The 19,195-nt window shown below is 67.3% G+C and carries 13 protein-coding genes; 6 read left to right on the forward strand and 7 right to left on the reverse strand.

Annotated elements, in window-relative coordinates; translation table 11 throughout:
• Positions 1 to 30 precede the first annotated feature (30 nt).
• Together ACSDHM_RS14290 and blaL2 are read right to left on the reverse strand one after the other, a co-directional pair.
• Positions 31 to 1,248 (reverse strand): cation:proton antiporter, encoded by a 1,218-nt coding sequence (locus ACSDHM_RS14290; protein ID WP_072167665.1) that lies wholly within the window; start codon positions 1,246 to 1,248, stop codon positions 31 to 33.
• Between the two features lie 85 nt (positions 1,249 to 1,333).
• On the reverse strand, positions 1,334 to 2,245 hold the full coding sequence (blaL2, locus tag ACSDHM_RS14295) for a L2 family extended-spectrum class A beta-lactamase (protein ID WP_111007689.1): 912 nt from the start codon (positions 2,243 to 2,245) through the stop codon (positions 1,334 to 1,336).
• A gap of 173 nt (positions 2,246 to 2,418) precedes the next feature.
• Here blaL2 and ampR point away from each other — a divergent pair, with 173 nt between their 5' ends.
• Entirely contained in the window at positions 2,419 to 3,282 is an 864-nt protein-coding gene (gene ampR / locus ACSDHM_RS14300; protein ID WP_088496740.1) for a LysR family transcriptional regulator AmpR, read from the forward strand.
• Between the two features lie 114 nt (positions 3,283 to 3,396).
• On the opposite strand, the gene ACSDHM_RS14305 is transcribed toward ampR, so the two are convergent.
• On the reverse strand, positions 3,397 to 5,262 hold the full coding sequence (locus ACSDHM_RS14305) for an ABC-F family ATP-binding cassette domain-containing protein (RefSeq protein WP_061480402.1): 1,866 nt from the start codon (positions 5,260 to 5,262) through the stop codon (positions 3,397 to 3,399).
• Positions 5,263 to 5,595: 333 nt separating this feature from the next.
• On the opposite strand from ACSDHM_RS14305, the gene ACSDHM_RS14310 reads away from it, so the two are divergent.
• A complete protein-coding gene (locus ACSDHM_RS14310; protein ID WP_227838088.1) occupies positions 5,596 to 7,983 on the forward strand; it encodes a TonB-dependent receptor plug domain-containing protein in 2,388 nt (795 codons plus the stop codon).
• Between the two features lie 198 nt (positions 7,984 to 8,181).
• Entirely contained in the window at positions 8,182 to 9,879 is a 1,698-nt protein-coding gene (gene ybaL, locus ACSDHM_RS14315) for a YbaL family putative K(+) efflux transporter (RefSeq protein WP_069139333.1), read from the forward strand.
• A 592-nt stretch (positions 9,880 to 10,471) separates the two neighbouring features.
• Here ybaL and ACSDHM_RS14320 read toward each other — a convergent pair.
• Positions 10,472 to 11,758 carry an O-acetylhomoserine aminocarboxypropyltransferase/cysteine synthase family protein gene (locus tag ACSDHM_RS14320; protein ID WP_439426340.1) on the reverse strand — a complete coding sequence of 429 codons (1,287 nt, stop codon included), beginning with the start codon at positions 11,756 to 11,758 and terminating at the stop codon, positions 10,472 to 10,474.
• 180 nt (positions 11,759 to 11,938) lie between these two features.
• On the opposite strand from ACSDHM_RS14320, the gene ACSDHM_RS14325 reads away from it, so the two are divergent.
• From ACSDHM_RS14325 to ACSDHM_RS14335, 3 genes are all read left to right on the forward strand, one after another.
• Positions 11,939 to 12,676: a response regulator transcription factor gene (locus ACSDHM_RS14325; protein ID WP_005418539.1), complete on the forward strand. Its 738-nt coding sequence runs from the start codon at positions 11,939 to 11,941 to the stop codon at positions 12,674 to 12,676.
• Positions 12,673 to 13,962, forward strand: coding sequence for an ATP-binding protein (locus tag ACSDHM_RS14330; protein ID WP_353761569.1), 1,290 nt, complete (start codon positions 12,673 to 12,675; stop codon positions 13,960 to 13,962). The genes ACSDHM_RS14325 and ACSDHM_RS14330 overlap by 4 nt, the downstream gene beginning before the upstream one ends.
• A gap of 140 nt (positions 13,963 to 14,102) precedes the next feature.
• Positions 14,103 to 14,903, forward strand: coding sequence for a MipA/OmpV family protein (locus tag ACSDHM_RS14335; RefSeq protein WP_069139331.1), 801 nt, complete (start codon positions 14,103 to 14,105; stop codon positions 14,901 to 14,903).
• 39 nt (positions 14,904 to 14,942) lie between these two features.
• Here the strand turns inward: ACSDHM_RS14335 and ACSDHM_RS14340 are convergent, their stop codons facing one another.
• The 3 genes from ACSDHM_RS14340 to ACSDHM_RS14350 form a co-directional block, all read right to left on the reverse strand.
• Entirely contained in the window at positions 14,943 to 15,527 is a 585-nt protein-coding gene (locus ACSDHM_RS14340; RefSeq protein WP_242015783.1) for a hypothetical protein, read from the reverse strand.
• Between the two features lie 54 nt (positions 15,528 to 15,581).
• On the reverse strand, positions 15,582 to 18,167 hold the full coding sequence (clpB, locus tag ACSDHM_RS14345; protein ID WP_072167658.1) for an ATP-dependent chaperone ClpB: 2,586 nt from the start codon (positions 18,165 to 18,167) through the stop codon (positions 15,582 to 15,584).
• Between the two features lie 181 nt (positions 18,168 to 18,348).
• Positions 18,349 to 19,170 (reverse strand): DUF3014 domain-containing protein, encoded by an 822-nt coding sequence (locus ACSDHM_RS14350; protein WP_439426341.1) that lies wholly within the window; start codon positions 19,168 to 19,170, stop codon positions 18,349 to 18,351.
• Between the last annotated feature and the right edge of the window lie 25 nt (positions 19,171 to 19,195).

Consider the following 19,195-nt stretch of genomic DNA (forward strand, 5'->3'; position numbering starts at 1 on the left):
CGATGGGCGCAAACCGCGCGCCAGTCCCGCTCAGCGCTCGGCAGACGGTGCTGCCGGCAGTGCTTCGGTCGCCGCCGCTACCGGCGCGGCCTCGCCCTCGCCGGCCGGCTCCTGCTCCACCGGATCAACGTCAAACGGTGTACGGAACACCAGCGACGGCAGCAGCGTGGTCAGTGCGGCGTACAGCAGCAGCGCGCCGAACAGCACCGCCGGAATCTGGAAACGCTCGCGCATGATCGCCGCCAGCACCAGGGTGAAGATCAGGGTCGGAGCCAGCGCCAGCGAGACGCGCAGGCTGCTGCGGAAGCTCTCGCCGAACATCACCCGGCGCTGCAGCCAGACCACGCCGATGCGCAGCGGCAGCACCACCAGGGTGATGACGATGCCCAGCCCCAGCGCCTCGAAGCTCAACGCTTCGCTGGGCACCTTGGTGCCGGCGTTGAAGAAGTAGAATGGCACGAAGAACGAGGCGAACAGGCGCAGCGCGTGCAGGTTCTCGTGCGAGGCCAGCAGCGGCATGCGCTGGTGCAGCAGGCGCGCAACCAGGCCGGCGATGAACGCGCCCACCAGGTAATACACGCCCAGCAGGTAGGTGATGTAGGCCGCCACCATGCCGACCATCACCAGCAGCGAGAACTCCGAGCCCGGCGCGTGCGGCGCCACCCAGCGGCCCAGCGCGATGAACAGCAGCGGCAGGCCGACCATCATCGCCAGCAGCGCCAGGCTGGACAGCGCCATGTGCCCCGGGTCGCCGGCCTGCAGCACGATGAACAACGCCGCCAGCGCCAGCAGCTCACCGGCGATGGCCTTGCTGGTCACCCAGAACCGTTCGTCCTCGCTCAGGCCCAGCCGCGACAGCGAGTCCATGATGAAACCGGTCGAGGGCGTCAGCAGCGCCAACGCCAGCAGCCCGGCGGCCTGCCACGGCAATCCTGCGTAACGCCAGGCCAACCAGCCGACGCCGAACAGCGTGCCGGTACGGATGACCAGATGTGCCAGCAGCGGCCACATGCCCCGGCGCAGCGCCTGCAGATCCACTTCCAGGCCGGCGAACAGGAACAGCGAGGAAATGCCCAGGGTGGCCAGCAGTCCGATCACCGCATCATGTGCCTGATCCCCCAGCCAGAGCATGCCGATGATGCCGAACAGCAGGCAGGTCAACGGGGCGGGCAGGCTGAAACGCTGCAACGCGCGTGGGATCACCAGCAGCGCGAAGATCAGCAGCAGGTAGATCAGTTCATGGCTCATGGGGTCTTCCGTGGGGTTGGAACGCGCGCAGGATGCGCGCGCTGAACCGATCCGGCAAGCCGTTTCTGGATGACTCCCGGTTACCTCAACCGATCAGGCGATCGGCAATGCGCCCCACCTGCGCCAGCACCCCGGCGCGCTGCTCGTTGCTGATCGCACTGGCCTGCAGATAGGCGGTCAGCACCCACGGTGCGCCGCCGGACAAGGGCCACAGGACGGCGATGTCGTTGCGCGCGTCTTCACCATTGCTGCCGGTCTTGTCACCCACCCGCCAGCGCTTGCCGAGTCCCGCGCGCAGGCAGGCATCACCGGTCTCATTGTCGATCAGCCAGTCGGACAACTGCTGCCGCGACGCCGGTTGCAGCACATCGCCCAGCACCACACGCTGCAGGGTGGCGGCCATCGCCGCCGGGGTGGTGGTGTCGCGCGGGTCGCCCTCGGCGAAGCTGTTCATTTCCGGCTCCAGCCGATCGCTGCGGCTGACCGTATCGCCGCTGGCACGCAGGAACGCGGTCACCGCGGGCGGGCCACCGACCACGCCGAACAGCAGGTTGGCGGCGGTGTTGTCACTGGTGATCACAGTGGCCCGGCACAGGTCACGCACGGTCATGTCCTTGCCGGCATGACGGCGGGTGACCGGTGCATGCGAGAGCAGATCGGCATCGCGCACCGGCACGCGCCGGTCGAGCAGCGCGGGCGCACGCTCGGCCTGGCTGAGCACGGTGGCCGCCAGCATGCTCTTGAAGGTACTGCACATCGGGAAGCGCTCATCCTGGCGATGACCCAAGCGGCGACCGCTGGCGGTGTCGAGCAGGGTCACGCCCAGGCGGCCGGCGCAGGCCATCTCCAGCGCTGCGAAATCGTTGGCGGTGGTAATGGCAGCCTCGGTCGGTGCGCGTGCGCTGGCCTTGCCTGCCGCACGCGCCAGCAACGGCAGGGCAAGCGAAGAAGCGGCGGCGGCACCACTGAACTGCAGGAATCGGCGACGGGCGAGCATACGGAATCTCCTGGCAACCCCTCGATTATTCAGGCCAGCACGATGGGCGACCAGCGCGAAATATCAGCGAGAGACATGAAAATTATTCATGCCTGTCGCATTCAACCCACTGCTTTACGAACAACTCCATCGACAGGGTAGGATCAGCCATCACTCCAGCTCACGACTGCACGATGCTGCACCCGACCCTGCCGCTGAATGCGCTGCGCGCGTTCGAGGCCGCCGCCCGCCATCAGAACTTCACCCGTGCCGCGCTGGAGCTGTGTGTCAGCCAGGCGGCGCTGAGCCACCAGATCCGAGGCCTGGAAGACCGGCTCGGCATCCGCCTGTTCCATCGCCTGCCGCGCGGCGTGGCGCTGACCGATGAAGGCGCAGCGCTGTATCCGGTGCTCAACGAATCGTTCGAACGCATCTCGGCCAGCATCGCGCGCTACACCGGCGGGCCGGCCCGCGAAGTGCTGACACTGGGGGTGGTCGGCACCTTTGCCACCGGCTGGCTGCTGCCACGGCTGGCCGCATTCGAGGCCGCGCATCCGGACATCGAGCTGCGCCTGCAGACCCACAACAACCGCATCGACCTGGCCGGCGAAGGGCTGGATCTGGCCATCCGCTTCGGTGATGGCGACTGGCAGGGCCAGGCCTGCACGGCGATCCTCGATGCGCCCTTCGCGCCGCTGTGCGCCCCGGCATTGGCGCGGCGGCTGAAGCAGCCGCGCGACCTGGCCACGCTGCCGCTGTTGCGTTCCTATCGCAGCGACGAATGGCCGCGCTGGCTGCAGGCGGCCGGCGTCAGCGGTGTGGAAGCACGTGGGCCGGTGTTCGATTCCTCGCTGACGGTGGCGATGGCCGCCGCCGGCGGTGCCGGCGTGGCCTTGCTGCCGCTGCGCATGTTTGAGCAGGAACTGGCCGAAGGCCGCCTGCTGCAGCCGTTCGGCACCACGCTGGAGCTGGGCCGCTACTGGCTGACGCGGCTACGCTCGCGCGCCGAGCGCGAGCCGGCCAAGCGCTTCCGCGAGTGGCTGCAGGCGCAGGCATGATGTAGCGCCGAGCCTACGCTCGGCTGCTCCGTGTCCAATGCCGCGCTACGCGCGAAAGCCGAGCGTGGCTCGGCTCTGCAGAAATGCCAGTCGGCCGCTGGCCGGCACGACCGGTCAGGACTCCAGCAGCTCCATCCACGCCGCTTCAGCCTTTTCCAGCTGCGCGGCGGCGGTTTCCCGATCGCGGCCAAGCACGGCCATGCGGCTGGCATCGGCGTAGTTGGCCGGGTCGGCCAGCTGGCGATCCAGTTCGGCCAGCGCACCTTCCAGCTCGGCCACCTTGGCTTCAGCGGCGGCCAGCTTGTGCGGGTTCACCGGCTTCTTCTGCACCACCTGCGCCACCGGGGCGGTCTTGACCACCACCGGCTCTTCCACCTGTTCCATGCGCGCCTTGGTGCCCTGTGCCTGCGGGCGGGTACGCAGCCACGCGGCGTAGGCATCCAGATCGCCGTCGAACGGCTCGACCACGCCATCAGCCACGCGCCAATAGGTATCGCAGACCAGGCCGATCAGGTGGCGGTCGTGCGAGACCATCACGATCGCGCCTTCGAAGGTGGCCAGTGCTTCGGCCAGCGCTTCGCGCATTTCCAGGTCAAGGTGGTTGGTCGGTTCGTCCAGCAGCAGCACGTTCGGCTGCTGCCAGGCGATCAGCGCCAGCGCCAGGCGCGCACGCTCGCCACCGGAGAAACCATCGACCGGCTCGAACGCGCGGTCGCCCGGGAAATTCCACTTGCCAAGGAAATCGCGGAACGACTGGTTCGGCGCATCCGGGGCGATCTCGCGGAAGTGCTCCATCGGCGACTGGCCTTCGTGCAGCGACTCCACCGTGTGCTGGGCGAAGTAGCCGATCTTCAGGTCCGGGTGCGCCATGCGCTCACCGACGATCGGCGCCAGTTCACCCACCAGGGTCTTCACCAGGGTGGTCTTGCCGGCGCCGTTGGGGCCGAGCAGGCCAATGCGCTGGCCCGCTTCCAGGCCGAAGCCGACGTTGTGCAGGATCACCGCATCCTGGCCGTAGCCGGCCTCGACGTGGTTGAGGCGGATCAGCGAGAACGGCAGCTTGGCCGGCGGCGCGAACTCGATGCGGAACTCGCGTTCGGCACGCACCGCTTCGGTGCCGGCCAGCTTGGCCAGGCGCTTCATGCGGCTCTGCGCCTGCGCGGCCTTGCTCGCCTGCGCCTTGAAGCGGTCGATGAAACTCTGCAGGTGGGCGCGCTCGGCCTGCTCCTTCTCGTGCGCGATCTGCTGCTGGCGCAGCTGTTCGGCGCGCTGGCGCTCGAAATCGGTGTAGCCGCCCGGGTAGAGCTTGGCGCCGCCGCCGTGCAGGTGCAGGGTATGGGTGGCCACGTTGTCGAGGAACTCGCGGTCATGCGAGATCAGCAACAAGGTGCCTGGGTACTTCAGCAGCCACTGTTCCAGCCAGTACACCGCGTCCAGGTCCAGGTGGTTGGTCGGTTCGTCGAGCAGCAGCAGGTCGCTGGGCATCATCAGCGCACGGGCCAGGTTCAGGCGCACGCGCCAGCCACCGGAGAACGAGGACACCGCGCGGTGGTGCGTCTCGGCCGGGAAGCCGAGCCCGTGCAGCAGCTTGCCGGCGCGCGCTTCGGCGTCGTAGGCGCCCATCTCGGCCATCTTCGTGTGTGCGTTGGCCACCGCCTCCCAGTCTTCGCGGGCGGTTGCCTCGGCCTCTTCGGCCAGCACCGCAGCCACCTCGGTATCGCCGCCCAGCACGAAGCTCAGCGCCGGGTCCGGCAGCGACGGGGTTTCCTGGGCCACGCTGGCGATACGGACCTTGCCGGGCAGGTCGACGTCACCCTTGTCGGCCTCCAGTTCGCCCTTCACCGCCGCGAACAGGCTGGACTTGCCAGCACCGTTGCGGCCGACCACACCTACCCGGTAACCGGCGTGCAGGGTCAGGTCGACATTGGACAACAGCAGCCGCTCGCCGCGGCGCAAGGCGAAATTACGAAGGGAGATCATCGGGGAAGGGTCCATATAACCGGATGGAATGTGCTGGTGAGCACTGTTCCTGCGACGCAATTCTAGCGTTAACGAATACTTGACGCGTCCCGGGATGCGCAGTGGCCGACGTTCCTCTCTCCCACGTCCTCGCCGCGCGCTTCCCGGGTCTCCTCCCCGCCGATGCCTGTCCGGGCTAAATGGTTGCTGCTGCAACGTTTTTTCCGATGACCGGCATTTGACAGGCACTGAATATCCCGTTAATTGCTGTATTGCGCACCGCAACAACCGCCGTCCGCCTCACCCCCGTGATGTCGATTCCGGTGCCGCCCCCGCCAACCGGAGCCCATCCCGATGACCCGCAAGACCAGCCTGATCGCCGCCGCCGTCGCTGTCGCACTCGGTGGCTCTCCGTTCGTCGCCGCCGCCCAGCAGGCCGGCACCGCCGCCAACACCCTGGACACCGTGATCGTCACCGGCACCCGCGTGGCCGACCGCACCGTCGCCGAATCGCAGTCGCCGATCGACATCATCACCCCTGAAGTGCTGCAGTCCACCGGCACCAGTGAACTGGCCACCGCCCTGTCACGCGCCCTGCCCTCACTGAACTTCCCGCGCCCTGCCCTGACCGACGGCACCAGCGGCGTGCGCCCGGCGCAACTGCGCGGCCTGTCGCCGGACCAGGTGCTGGTGCTGGTCAACGGCAAGCGGCGCCACACCTCGGCGATGATCAACGTCAACGGCAGCATCGGCCGTGGCTCGTCGGCGGTGGACATCAACGCGATCCCGATCGCCGCGATCGAGCGCGTGGAAGTGTTGCGCGACGGCGCGTCGGCGCAGTACGGCTCGGACGCCATCGCCGGCGTCATCAACATCGTGCTCAAGGGCAGCGGCCGTGGCGGCAGCCTGGCCGTGGACTACGGCCAGTACTCCGCCGGCGACGGCAACAAGTACCAGCTTTCCGGCGATACCGGCGTCGAGTTCGGCAACGGCCGTGGCCGCGTGCACGTGGCCGGCCAGATCAGCCAGCAGGACGAGAGCAACCGCGCCGGCCCGTACCGCGGCACCACGCCGAATACCGGCAACTTCCCGAGCATCGGCCAGAAGACCTTCATCGTCGGCGACCCGCGCGTGGACGCCACTGCCGCCTCGGCCAACGCCAGCTTCGATTTCAGCGACCACGTGACCGGCTACGCCAGCGCGCTGCTCAGCAACCGCGACATCACCTCGTTCGCGTTCTACCGTTCGCGCAACCATAGCGGGCAGAGCGCGCTGCTGGCGCAGACCTATCCGGACGGCTACGTGCCGGAGATCAACCAGTATTCCAAGGACCGCTCGCTGGTGGCCGGGGTCAAGGGCAACACCGACAGCGGCTGGACCTGGGACCTGAGCCTGAACCACGGCGAGAACACCCTCGATTTCCACACCCGCAACAGCATCAACTACAGCCTCGGTGCGACCAGCCCGCGCTCGTTCTACGACGGCACGCTGAAGTACCAGCAGGACATCTTCAACGCCGACCTGACCAAGTCGCTGGACTGGGGCCTGGCCTACCCGGTCACGCTGTCCTTCGGCGGTGAGTACCGCAAGGAGAAGTGGGACCAGAATCCGGGCGAACTGAACTCGTACACCGGCAGCGGCGCGCAGGGCTTCGCCGGCTTCACCCCGACCAATGAAGTGCATGCCGACCGCCACAACTACGCGGTCTATGCCGGCCTGGAAGCGGACCTGACCGAGAAGTTCTCGGCCGGCATCACCGGCCGCTACGAGGACTACTCGGACTTCGGCGACCGCTTCTCCGGCAAGCTGTCGGCGCGCTATGCGTTCACCGACAAGGTCGCGCTGCGTGCCACCGCCTCCAGCGGCTTCCGTGCACCGTCGCTGGCGCAGCAGGGCTACCAGGCGGTCACCAGCCAGTTCCTCAATGGCGTGTTCGTTGAACGCGGCACCTTCCCGACCACGAGCCCGGCCGCGCAGGCGCTGGGTGCCTCGCCGTTGAAGGCCGAAACCTCCACCTCCTACAGCCTGGGGCTGGTGCTGCAGCCGGTCGACCGTCTGTACATCACCGTCGATGCGTACCAGATCGACATCGATGACCGCATCGCGCTGTCGTCCAGCATCACCACCAACGCCGCCACCAGCGCGCTGCTGGGCACCCTCGGCCTGCCGCAGGTGACCGCGTTCTCGTACTTCACCAACGGCCTGGATACGCGCACCCGCGGCGTCGACTTCGTGTCCAGCTACACCGTGCCGTTCAGCGCCAGCAGCCTGGAGCTGACCGCCGCCTACAGCTACAACGACACCGAAGTGCGCCGCGTCGGCGGCACTCCGGCGGTGTTCGGCACGCTGGGCCTGACCCAGTCGCTGATCGGCCGTGATGAGATCGGTCGCATCGAGGACAGCTACCCGCGCGACAAGGCGATCCTGAGCGGCACCTGGCGTTCGGACCACTGGGAACTGGGCCTGGCCGCGACCCGCTACGGCAAGTTCACCGTACGCAACTCGGCCACCGCGCTGCGCGACCAGACCTACGGCGATGCCTGGGTGGTGGATGCCTCGGCCAGCTACAAGCCGAGCAGCAACTGGACCCTGACCGTGGGCGCCGACAACCTGCTGGACAAGTACCCGGACCGCACCGAAGACCTGCAGAACTCCACCTTCGGCATGCTGCCGTACAGCAACTACTCGCCGTTCGGCTTCAACGGCGCGTATGTGTACGGGCGGATCAAGTACACCTGGTAAGCGGTAGTGCCGGCCGCTGGCCGGCAACCCCGGGCCGCATCTGGAGGAGAGCCCCTTCTTGTTGAAGGGGCGCGCCGAAGGCGGGGGTAGAGGGAAATGTGTGGGCAAACCCGCCGGCCACGGCACGTGGACGGCAGGTTTGCCGTATCTGGCTTCATCGGTGAAAATCGGGGCACCCCCGATTTCCTGCGAGTGCCGATGCACCATGACACCGACCTGATCAACATCGTTGCCGTTGGCCTGGGGCTCGCCTTCATCTTCGGCGCGCTGGCCAACAAGCTCCGCTTGTCTCCCCTGGTCGGTTACCTGGTTGCTGGCATCTGCGTAGGCCCGTTCACCCCCGGCTTCGTCGCCGACCAGGCGCTGGCCAACCAGCTGGCCGAACTGGGCGTGATGCTGCTGATGTTTGGCGTCGGCCTGCACTTCTCGCTGAAGGACCTGATGGCGGTCAAGGCCATCGCCATCCCCGGCGCCATCGGCCAGATCGCGGTGGCCACCCTGCTCGGCTGGGGCGTGGCCTCGCTGATGGGCTGGCCGGCCATTCATGGCGTCATCTTCGGTTTCTCGCTGGCCACGGCCAGTACCGTGGTGCTGCTGCGGGCAATGGAGGAACGGCGCCTGCTGGAGACGATGCGCGGCAAGATCGCGGTCGGCTGGCTGATCGTCGAAGACCTGGCCTGTGTGCTGGCGCTGGTGATGATGCCGGTGATGGCCGGCGTGTTCGGTCCCGACGCGGCCAAGGAGTCGCACTCGCTGGGCAGCGTGCTGGCCGACATCGGCTGGACCTTCGTGCAGCTGGGCCTGTTCGTGGCGGTGATGCTGGTGGTCGGGCGCCGGGTCATCCCGTGGATCCTCGAACGTATCGCCGGTACCGGCTCGCGCGAACTGTTCACCCTGTCGGTGCTGGCAATTGCGCTGGGCGTGGCGTTCGGCTCTGCGATGCTGTTCGGTGTCTCGTTCGCGCTGGGCGCGTTCTTCGCCGGCATGCTGCTCAACGAATCGGAACTGAGCCACAAGGCCGCGCATGATTCGCTGCCGCTGCGCGATGCGTTCGCGGTGTTGTTCTTCGTCTCGGTCGGCATGCTGTTCGACCCCAACATCCTCGTCCAGCATCCGTGGCAGGTGCTGGCCACGGTGCTGATCATCATGTTCGGCAAGTCGGCAGCCGCGTTCTTCATCGTGCGCGCGTTCGGCCACCCGACCAGCACTGCGCTGACCATCTCGGCCAGCCTCGCCCAGATCGGCGAGTTCGCCTTCATCATCGCCGGCCTCGGCGTGGCGCTGCAGATCCTGCCGAAGGAAGGCCAGTCGCTGGTGCTGGCCGGCGCGCTGGTGTCGATCATGCTCAACCCGCTGGTGTTCGGCCTGCTCGACCGATGGCAGGCCAAGCAGGAAACACAGCCGCAAACGCCAGAGCCGGAAGAGGCGACCGGCCCGTCGCGCGACCTGCATGACCACGCCATCGTGATCGGCTATGGCCGGGTCGGCAGCGAGCTGGCACAGGTGCTGCGCGATCGCGGCGTGCCGGTGCTGGTGATCGATGACAACAAGGAGCACGTCGAGCAGGCGCACGCCAGGGGCCTGGCAGCGATCCGCGGCAGCGCCGCCGCCGACCGGGTGCTGGCCGAGGCCCATCCAGAGCGGGCCAAGATCGCAGTGCTGGCGATTCCGCAGCCGCTGGAAGCCGGTGAGGCGCTGGCCAAGCTGCGTGCGATCAACCCGGACCTGACCCTGCTGGCACGTGCGCACAGCGATGCCGAAGTGAAGCATCTGCTGGAGCATGGTGCCGATGGCACGGTGATGGCCGAGCGCGAGCTGGCCTATTCGCTGGCGGAGATGGTCATGTCCACGCCGCCATATCGGAATCTGGGGCAGCACAGCATTCCGGTGGTGTGAGGGGTGTGCTTGCGGCAGGGCTTGCAGCCCTGCACCTGCCAAGGCAACGGCAAAGGCAAAGGCAAAAGCTGACTATCCGTGGGATGGCGGGGTGGGTCCGCTTGCAGGGGCTGCTGCAAGTACGCCCATGTAAGCTCGGTCGCCGCTTGCTCGTGTGCGCAATCCTGCGCACACGGCAAGACCGGGGTTGGGCGTCCTGCCCAACCCGCCCGAGGCATGCCTCGGGCCCATGCGGCTCACGCCCCCGCAAGCGGACCCACCCCGCCTTCGACAATTTCCCACGATCTGCAGTAGATCCACGCCATGCGTGGATGCTGTTTGATGAACTGTCGGAATGTTCGATTCCGATGGTGATCCATCCACGCATGGCGTGGATCTACCAGGATTGATGCCGACCGTCGGCACATGGGGTCAGATCTGTTTTCCACAGGAAAACGGATCTGACCCCGGAAACAAAAAAATCCCCGGTCGACCCGCATCGACCGGGGATCTGGATCGCCACGTTGCCACGCCTTGGAGAGGCAGTTCCACCCTAGCGCATCGCGCCACCGGTGGTGATCGCCTGTGGCGATATGCACCAAGCGCGCGGCTATCAGGCGGCGGCCAGGGCCTGCTCCAGGTCGGCGCGCAGGTCACCGATGTGCTCGATGCCGATCGACAGCCGCACGGCATCTTCGCTGACCCCGGCCTTGGCCAGCTCTGCCGCATCCAGCTGGCGATGGGTGGTCGAGGCCGGATGGGTGGCCAGCGACTTCGCGTCGCCCAGGTTGACCAGGCGGGTGAACAGCTTCAGCGCATCGAGGAAGCGCGCGCCAGCCTCGCGCCCGCCCGGCAGGCCGAAGGTCAGTACCCCCGAGCCATGCCCGCCCAGGTAGCGCTGCGCGGCGGCATGCTCGGGGTCGTCTGCCAGTCCCGCGTAACGCACCCAGGCGACCTTGTCGTGCGCCTTCAGGAACTGCGCGACGGCCAGTGCATTGGCGTTGATGCGCTCCATGCGCAGGGCCAGGGTCTCGATGCCCTGCAGGATCAGGAACGCATTGAACGGCGACAACGCGGCACCGGTATTGCGCAGCGGGACCACCCGCGCGCGGCCGATGTAGGCCGCCGGCCCCAGTGCTTCGGTATAGACCACGCCGTGGTAACTGGGGTCGGGTTGGTTGAGGCGGGCGAAACGCTTCGGCTGCGCCGCCCAGTCGAAGCGGCCGGAGTCGATGATGGCACCGCCGAGGCTGTTGCCGTGGCCGCCCAGGTACTTGGTCAGCGAGTGCACGACGATGTCGGCACCGTGCTCGAACGGGCGCAGCAGGAACGGGGTGGCCACGGTGTTGTCGACGATCAGCGGCACACCCGCCGCATGCGCCACCTCGGCAATGGCGGCGATGTCGGTGACGTTGCCGCGCGGGTTGCCGATCGATTCGACGAACACCGCCTTGGTGCGCTCGTCGATCAGCGCGGCGAACGCAGAACGATCGGCCGGGTCGGCGAAGCGCGCCTGGATGCCGTACTGCGGCAGCGTGTGGGCCAGCAGGTTGAGGCTGCCGCCATACAGCGCGCTGGAGGCGACGATGTTGTCACCGGCCTCGGCGATGGTCTGGAGGGCATAGGTGATCGCGGCCTGCCCCGAGGCCAGCGCCAGCGCACCGATGCCACCTTCCAGTGCAGCCAGGCGCTGCTCCAGCACGTCGGTGGTGGGGTTCATGATGCGCGTGTAGATGTTGCCGGGCACCTTCAGGTCGAACAGGTCGGCACCGTGCTGGGTGTCATCGAAGGCATACGCCACGGTCTGGTAGATCGGCACCGCCACCGCGCGGGTGGTCGGGTCGGGACGGTAGCCACCGTGCACGGCCAGGGTTTCCAGTTGCCACTGCGGTTCGCTCATTGCACCAGGCTCCATCCGGGGAAACCGCCACCATAGGCCAGCTGGCACCCGCCGCTGAAAGCCACTGGCGATGACGCCCGTACCGGCGGTTATCAGGTTGGCCGCGATTCAGGCAGCCGTCATGGGGCGTTGCTAGGCTGCGCCGCCGGGCGCTCCTGCCCGGGCACGGAGGCCCCACCCATGCAGCCATCGCCCTGGCATCCCACCACCAGCAGTTCGCCTACGTCGGTCATGCTGGTAGAGGACGACCGTCGCCTGGCCGAACTGGTGAGCGACTACCTTCACCAGCATGGCTTCGCCGTGCAGCACATCGCACGCGGCGACCTCGCCGGCGCCGCCTGCCGCCAGCACGCGCCGGAGCTGGTGGTGCTGGACCTGATGCTGCCCGGCCTGGGCGGCATCGACGTGTGCCGCCAGATCCGCAGCTTCTCCGATGTGCCGATCCTGATGCTGACCGCCTGCGAGGACGACATCGAACAGGTGCTGGGCCTGGAATCGGGCGCCGACGACTATGTGCACAAGCCCATCGAACCACGCCTGCTTCTGGCCCGGCTGCGCGCCCTGCTGCGCCGCCGCCACGGCAGCAGCAACACCGGCACGCCCAGCCGGCTGATGCACGGTGAACTGCTGATCGACCGCATGCAGCGTGAGGTACACCTGCACGGTGCCACGGTGGACGTGGGCACCACCGAATTCGAGATCCTGTGGCTGCTGGCCAGCCAGCCGGGGCAGATCCTGTCCCGTGACCAGATCCTGCAGGCGGTGCGCGGAATCGGTTTCGACGGCCTGGACCGCAGCGTTGACGTCTGCATCGGCAAGCTGCGTCGCAAGCTCGGCGACGATGCGCGCGAGCCGCGGCGGATCAAGACCGTGTGGGGCCGCGGCTACCAGTTCAATCCGTCGGCCTGGACGGCATGAAGCGGCTGTTCCTGTGGCTGTGGTTCATCACCGGCGCCTGTTTCCTGGCCTCGGTGTTCTTTCTCAACCGGGTGCTCGACAGCATCTATACGCCCGTGCAGGATCGCGTTTTCGTCCAGCAGGTGCGCGGGCAGGTGTACGCCCTGCGCAGCGGCCTGGCCGGCCTGGACGGTAGCCAGCAGCGTGAGCGCCTGCAGCGGTGGCAACCGCACTATGGCATCGCATTGACCCTGCTCGACACGCCTCCCGCGCTGACCCCGCAGGAACAGGCAGCCGTGCAGGCCGATGGCTTCATCGTGCGTGATCAGTACCAGCAGGTCCTGCTGCCCATCGAAGGCATCGATGGTCGCTGGTTGCACCTGCGCGTGCCTGGCGCGGTGCAGATGACCACGTACATGACCATCGCGGCCTACCTCAGCATTCTGCTGCTGGTCGGCGCCAGCCTGTACGCCTGGGTACGCCTGCTCTGGCGCGATCTGGATGCCCTGCGCGTGCATGCCGACCGCATCGGCGCCGGCGATCTGCAGGCACGCGCGCAGGTCTCGCCACGCTCGCAGATCCGGGTCATCGTCGACCATTCCAACCGCATGGCCGCGCGCGTGGCCGAACTGGTACAGCGCCAGCGCGACCTGACCCATGCGATCTCGCACGAACTGCGTACGCCGATCGCGCGCGTGGCCTTCGGCCTGGACCTGATGCAGGACAGCGATGATCGCGAGCGCCGCGAACGACTGGCGCAGGGCCTGCATGGCGACCTGGCCGAGCTCAACCGGCTGGTCAGCGAACTGCTGGCCTACGAACGGCTGGAGCATCCCAGCGAGGGCGAACCGATGCAGCGGATCGAAGCCAACGACTGGCTGCAGGCCTGCCTGGCCGATGCCCGCCGCGATGCCGAACGTGCCGGCCTGGTGCTGCGCGTGCAGCCCAGCGCCCTGCCTCGGCTGGAAGCGGAACCGCGCCTGCTGCAGCTGGCGCTGAGCAATCTGGTCGGCAATGCCCTGCGCCACGCGCGCTCGCAGGTGGACGTGTCGCTGGTGAGTGTGGGCGGGCGCGCCTGCCTGCGCGTGGACGACGACGGCCCCGGCATCGCCGAGGCTGACCGCGAAAAGGTGGTCCGCCCGTTCACCCGCCTGGATGACAGCCGCAGCCGCGACACCGGCGGCTTCGGCCTGGGCCTGGCGATCGTCGGCCGCATTGCCGCACGCCACCACGGCGAACTGCGCATCGGTCGCGCCGCCCTCGGCGGCGCACGCCTGGAAATGCACTGGCCGCTGGCTGCCAGCTGAACGCCCACGGGCGCAATTACAGTTGATTACAACTCCCGCACAAGTGCGGACGGATCGGTCGCCGGCGTATCGCCACGCTAGCGACCCTGCAGCACTCGCCGGATGCGCGCGCTGCTTTCCTCCCATTGTCGAGAGTTTCCATGTCCCAGCTTCGCCGTTCCCCCGCCCTGCTCCACCTGGCCCTGTTGCCGCTGTTCGCCGCCCCGATCGCCCACGCCAAGGATGACCACTGGACCTTCGAGCTCGCCGCCGGCGGTGGCGTGGCGCCGCGCTACAGCGGCAGCGAGGAGTACCGTGCGACGCCTTCGCTGTCCTTCGATGTCACCTCGCCGGGGGGCTGGTTTCTGGGCACCAGTGGCATCGGCTGGGGCACGACCCTCGGCGAGCACACCCGCGTGCGCGCCTATGTCGGTGCCAGCGGTATCCGCAGGGACAAGGATTCGCTGCTCGGCGGTTCGGACTTCCTGCGCGGCATGGGCGATATCGATACCCGTCCCCTGGTCGGTGTCTCGGCTGGATATACGCTGGGCGAGGCCGTGCTGAGCGGCTCCTGGCAGTTCACCCGCAAGGACGAGGACAAGGCTGAGAATGGACTGGCTACCCAGCAGATCCACCTGAACCTGAGCATGCCGCTGTTCGACCTGGCCGGTGGCGTGGTCAGCGGCAGCGTCTCCACCGACTACGGCAACCGTGGCTACATGCAGACCTGGTACGGCGTCAGTCCGGAACAGGCCGCACGCACCGGCTTTGCCGAGCACAAACCGAAGGCGGGCCTGGTCAGCGCCGGTGTCGGCCTGAAGTGGAGCCACCGCGTGGGCCGTAATGGCAACTGGTACATCTCGGCCGAAGGCACGCGCCTGCTCGGCGATGCGGCCGACAGCCCGATCGTGCAGAAGGCCAACCAGTTCGGCGTGATGAGCGGCTATACGCACCGCTTCTGATGCATGAAGGACGCCGCTGGGCGCCCTCTTTCGCTGCGATCAGTGGCAGGCTTGTGCGGTGCCGCTGCCGCACAAGCCGACCTCGCGCAGCCAGCCGATCCACTGCACGACGTCGTCCTTCTCCGGCTCGGCGCGGAACGACTTCTGCACGGTGTGGAAGCCCTGCCTGCCCTGCATGCCCTTGATCCAGGTGAACTCCGGTTTGCCGGTGCCGGGGTTCAGCGGGCAACTGAGCATCAGCAGCGCGAATGGCCGTCCGCCCTCCTCGCCTTCGCGGATCCAGTGGCTCTGCGCAGCCGGACAGGCCATGCGCCACCCCGCCTCGATGATGCCGAGGAACTCGCGCGGACTCACATGGCCACTGTTCGGCGCATCATTGACGGTGACCATGTCGGTCCAGTCCTGCACGGTCTGGCCCTGCGGCACGTACTCGGTGATGCGGTTGCCTTGTGCGTCGGTGCTCTGGTGGGCCTGCTGGTAACCCTTCATCGGCGGCAGCTGGACCTGTTCGACGGCTGCAGCGTGTCCAGCAACAGCAGCGAGCGCCAGCGCCATGCAGAGTGAAACCCTGCGGGTAACGTCCATGCGGTTCTCCTCGTCCTTGCGAAAGTGAAACGGGATCATTGTGCCTTGCTGAGGCTTTGGTGGCGCGCCAGCCATGGCAGGCGCGCCACCGGTTCAGGCCTTGGCGAAGACCAAGTGCCCACCCTCATTGCCGACTTCGATGGTGTCACCGTTGACGAACGCGCCGGACAGGATCTGCTGCGCCAGCGGATTCTCCAGCTGCGACTGGATCGCGCGCTTCAGCGGCCGCGCGCCATACACCGGATCGAAGCCGACGTTGCCGAGCAGGTCGAACGCCGCATCGGAGACCGCCAGCTTCAGCCCGCGCTCGGCCAGGCGCTTCTCCAGCCCGCGCATCTGGATGCGTGCGATCTGCTTGATCTGCTGCTTGTCCAGCGGGTGGAACACGACGATGTCGTCCAGGCGGTTGATGAACTCCGGACGGAAGTGCGCCTGCACCACGCCCATCACGGCCGCCTTCATCTGCGTGTAGGCCTCCGGGCTGTCGTCGCTGCTCATGTCCTGGATCTGATGCGAGCCCAGGTTCGAGGTCATCACGATGACGGTGTTGCGGAAGTCCACCGTGCGGCCCTGGCCGTCGGTCAGGCGGCCATCGTCCAGCACCTGCAGCAGGATGTTGAACACATCCGGATGCGCCTTCTCCACCTCATCGAGCAGGATCAGCGAATACGGGCGACGACGCACGGCCTCGGTCAGGTAACCGCCTTCCTCGTAGCCGACGTAGCCCGGGGGCGCACCGATCAGGCGGGCGACGCTGTGCTTCTCCATGAACTCGCTCATGTCGATGCGGATCATCGCGTCGGCACTGTCGAACAGGAACTCGGCCAGCGACTTGCACAGCTCGGTCTTGCCGACGCCGGTCGGGCCGAGGAACAGGAACGAGCCGGCCGGACGATTCGGATCGGACAGGCCGGCACGCGAGCGGCGTACCGCATCGGAGACGACCTTGATCGCCTCTTCCTGGCCGACCACACGGTTGTGCAGCACTTCTTCCATGCGCAGCAGCTTGTCGCGCTCGCCTTCGAGCATCTTGTTGACCGGGATGCCGGTCCAGCGCGAAACGACCTCGGCGATCTCCTCATCGGTCACGCGGTCCTGTACCAGCTTGAAGTCCTTGTGCTCGGCTTCCTGCGCGGCGGCCAGCTGCTTTTCCAGCTGCGGCAACAGGCCGTACTGGATTTCGCTCATCTTGGCGAAATCCTGGCGGCGCTGCGCAGCTTCCAGCTCAAGCTTGGCCTGCTCGACCTGTTCCTTGATCTTGGTGGCGCCCTGCAGCGCCGCCTTCTCCGACTTCCAGATTTCATTGAGGTCGGAGAACTCGCGCTCCAGCCCGTCGATATCGTTCTCCAGGTCGGCCAGGCGCTGCCGCGAGGCTTCGTCCTTTTCCTTCTTCAGCATCTCGCGCTGGATCTTCAGCTGGATCACCCGGCGTTCCAGGCGATCCAGCTCCTCCGGCTTGGAGTCGATCTCCATGCGCAGGCGTGAGGCGGCTTCGTCCATCAGGTCGATGGCCTTGTCCGGCAGCTGGCGGTCGGTGATGTAGCGGTTGGACAGCGTGGCGGCAGCCACGATGGCCGGGTCGGTGATTTCCACGCCGTGGTGCACGGCGTACTTTTCCTTCAGCCCGCGCAGGATCGCGATGGTGTCCTCCACCGTGGGTTCGCCGACGAACACCTTCTGGAAGCGGCGCTCCAGCGCGGCATCCTTCTCGATGTACTTGCGATATTCGTCCAGCGTGGTCGCACCGATGCAATGCAGCTCGCCACGCGCCAGGGCCGGCTTCAGCATGTTGCCGGCATCCATCGCGCCATCAGCCTTGCCGGCGCCGACCATGGTGTGCAGCTCGTCGATGAACAGGATGATCTGGCCTTCGTTCTTGGCCAGGTCGTTGAGCACGCCCTTCAGGCGCTCCTCGAATTCACCGCGGAACTTGGCGCCGGCGATCAGCGCGCCCATGTCCAGCGACAGCACGCGCTTGCCACGCAGGCCCTCGGGTACTTCGTCATTGATGATGCGCTGGGCCAGCCCTTCCACGATCGCGGTCTTGCCCACGCCGGGTTCGCCGATCAGCACCGGGTTGTTCTTGGTCCGGCGCTGCAGCACCTGGATGGTGCGGCGGATTTCCTCGTCACGGCCGATCACCGGGTCGAGCTTGCCGCTCTCGGCGCGCGCGGTCAGGTCGATGGTGTACTTCTCCAGCGCCTGCCGCTGCTCCTCGGCGTTCTCCGACTGCACGTTCTCGCCGCCACGCAGCTTGTCGATGGCCGCCTGCAGGCGGGTCTTGTCGGCACCGGCGGCGCGCAGCGCCATGCCCAGCGTGCCACCATCCTCCAGCGCCGCCAGCACGAACCACTCGCTGGCGATGAAGGCATCACCGTGCTGCTGGGCCAGCTTGTCGGTCTGGTTCAGCAGGCGCCCCAGGTCATTGCCCATCGAGACGTTGCCGGCCTGGCCGGACACCTTGGGCAGCGCGTCCAACGCCTCGGTCAGGCGCTCGCGCAGGACCGGCACGTTCACCCCGGCCTGCGCGAGCAGCGGGCGCGTGCTGCCGCCCTGCTGGTCCAGCAGCGCGCTGAACAGGTGGACCGGTTCGATGATGCTGTTGTCGCGGCCCACGGCCAGCGACTGTGCGTCTGCCAGCGCCTGCTGGAAACGCGAGGTGAGCTTGTCCATCCGCATTGCGAATCCTCATCGGTCATCAGGGCCGGCCCGCGCCGGCGATGCTGGGAAGATGCGGCTGCCCCACCCCGTTTCAAGGGTGGCTGCGACTGCACCCCGTAGCGAGTCAGCCTGCGGCCAGCATGCCGGAACGGGTGTGGTCGGCGCGTTGATCCCGATCAGTTCGGCGCAGTGGACCGGTTCAGCGGATGATCGCAGAGCGGAGCGCCCGCAGCTGCTGCTTGACCGCCCGCGCCTGCGTGGCGTCCATGCGCAACAGCGCCTTCTGGCCTATCGAGCGCGACTGCAGGGTGGAATCGACGAAGCGGTAGCGACCGCGCTCATCACGCTGCACCAATGGCGCCTGCACCAGTTCCGGGGTCTCCAGCAGATGGTCGATCACCGCCACCAGACGGTCGTTGAAGTAGCCGTCGGGCCGGCCCAGGTCGACGTAGGCCTGCTGGATCAACGGATAGAAGCGCTTGTAAGCCGTAGCCGCTGCCGCTGGATCCAGCGCAGTAAAGGCCTGCACATAGGGCGCGTAACGCGCCGAGTTGCTTGCCGCGATGCGTTCCCCACCCTCGCCAGGCTCGACCTGCAGGTTGCCCGGCAGCGGCCGTGCGGCCAGCGCCGTCGGCGGCACGCTTGGTTTGTCCAGGTTGTCGACCTGGGTGACCAGGCGCTGGATCAGGTGATCGCGCAGCAGCAGGGTCATCGGGCCCTCGCCCTGGAACAGCTGGCTCAATGCACCCCAGGCAGCCGTATCGCTGTCAGCCAGCTTCGGTAGCGCCGGATCAGCTGCGGCCTCGGTATCCAGCGGATGCTTGATCGTCGGTGGCGCTGGCGCGGGTTCCGCGGCCGCCTGCGGTTGTGGCGGTGCGTTGGTACTGGCGGGGGGCGATTGCACCGGCACCGAGACACCGTCTGCCAGGCTCTTCAGCTGATCGCGGAACAACCAACCGCCCGCGCCACCGATCACCACCACTCCCAACACCCAGGGCCATACCGCCTTTCCACTCTGCATGATGCAGCACCTCGTTTCACACGCA

It is taken from the genome of Stenotrophomonas sp. T8, assembly GCF_051853085.1.
In the GTDB taxonomy this organism is placed as follows: domain Bacteria; phylum Pseudomonadota; class Gammaproteobacteria; order Xanthomonadales; family Xanthomonadaceae; genus Stenotrophomonas; species Stenotrophomonas sepilia.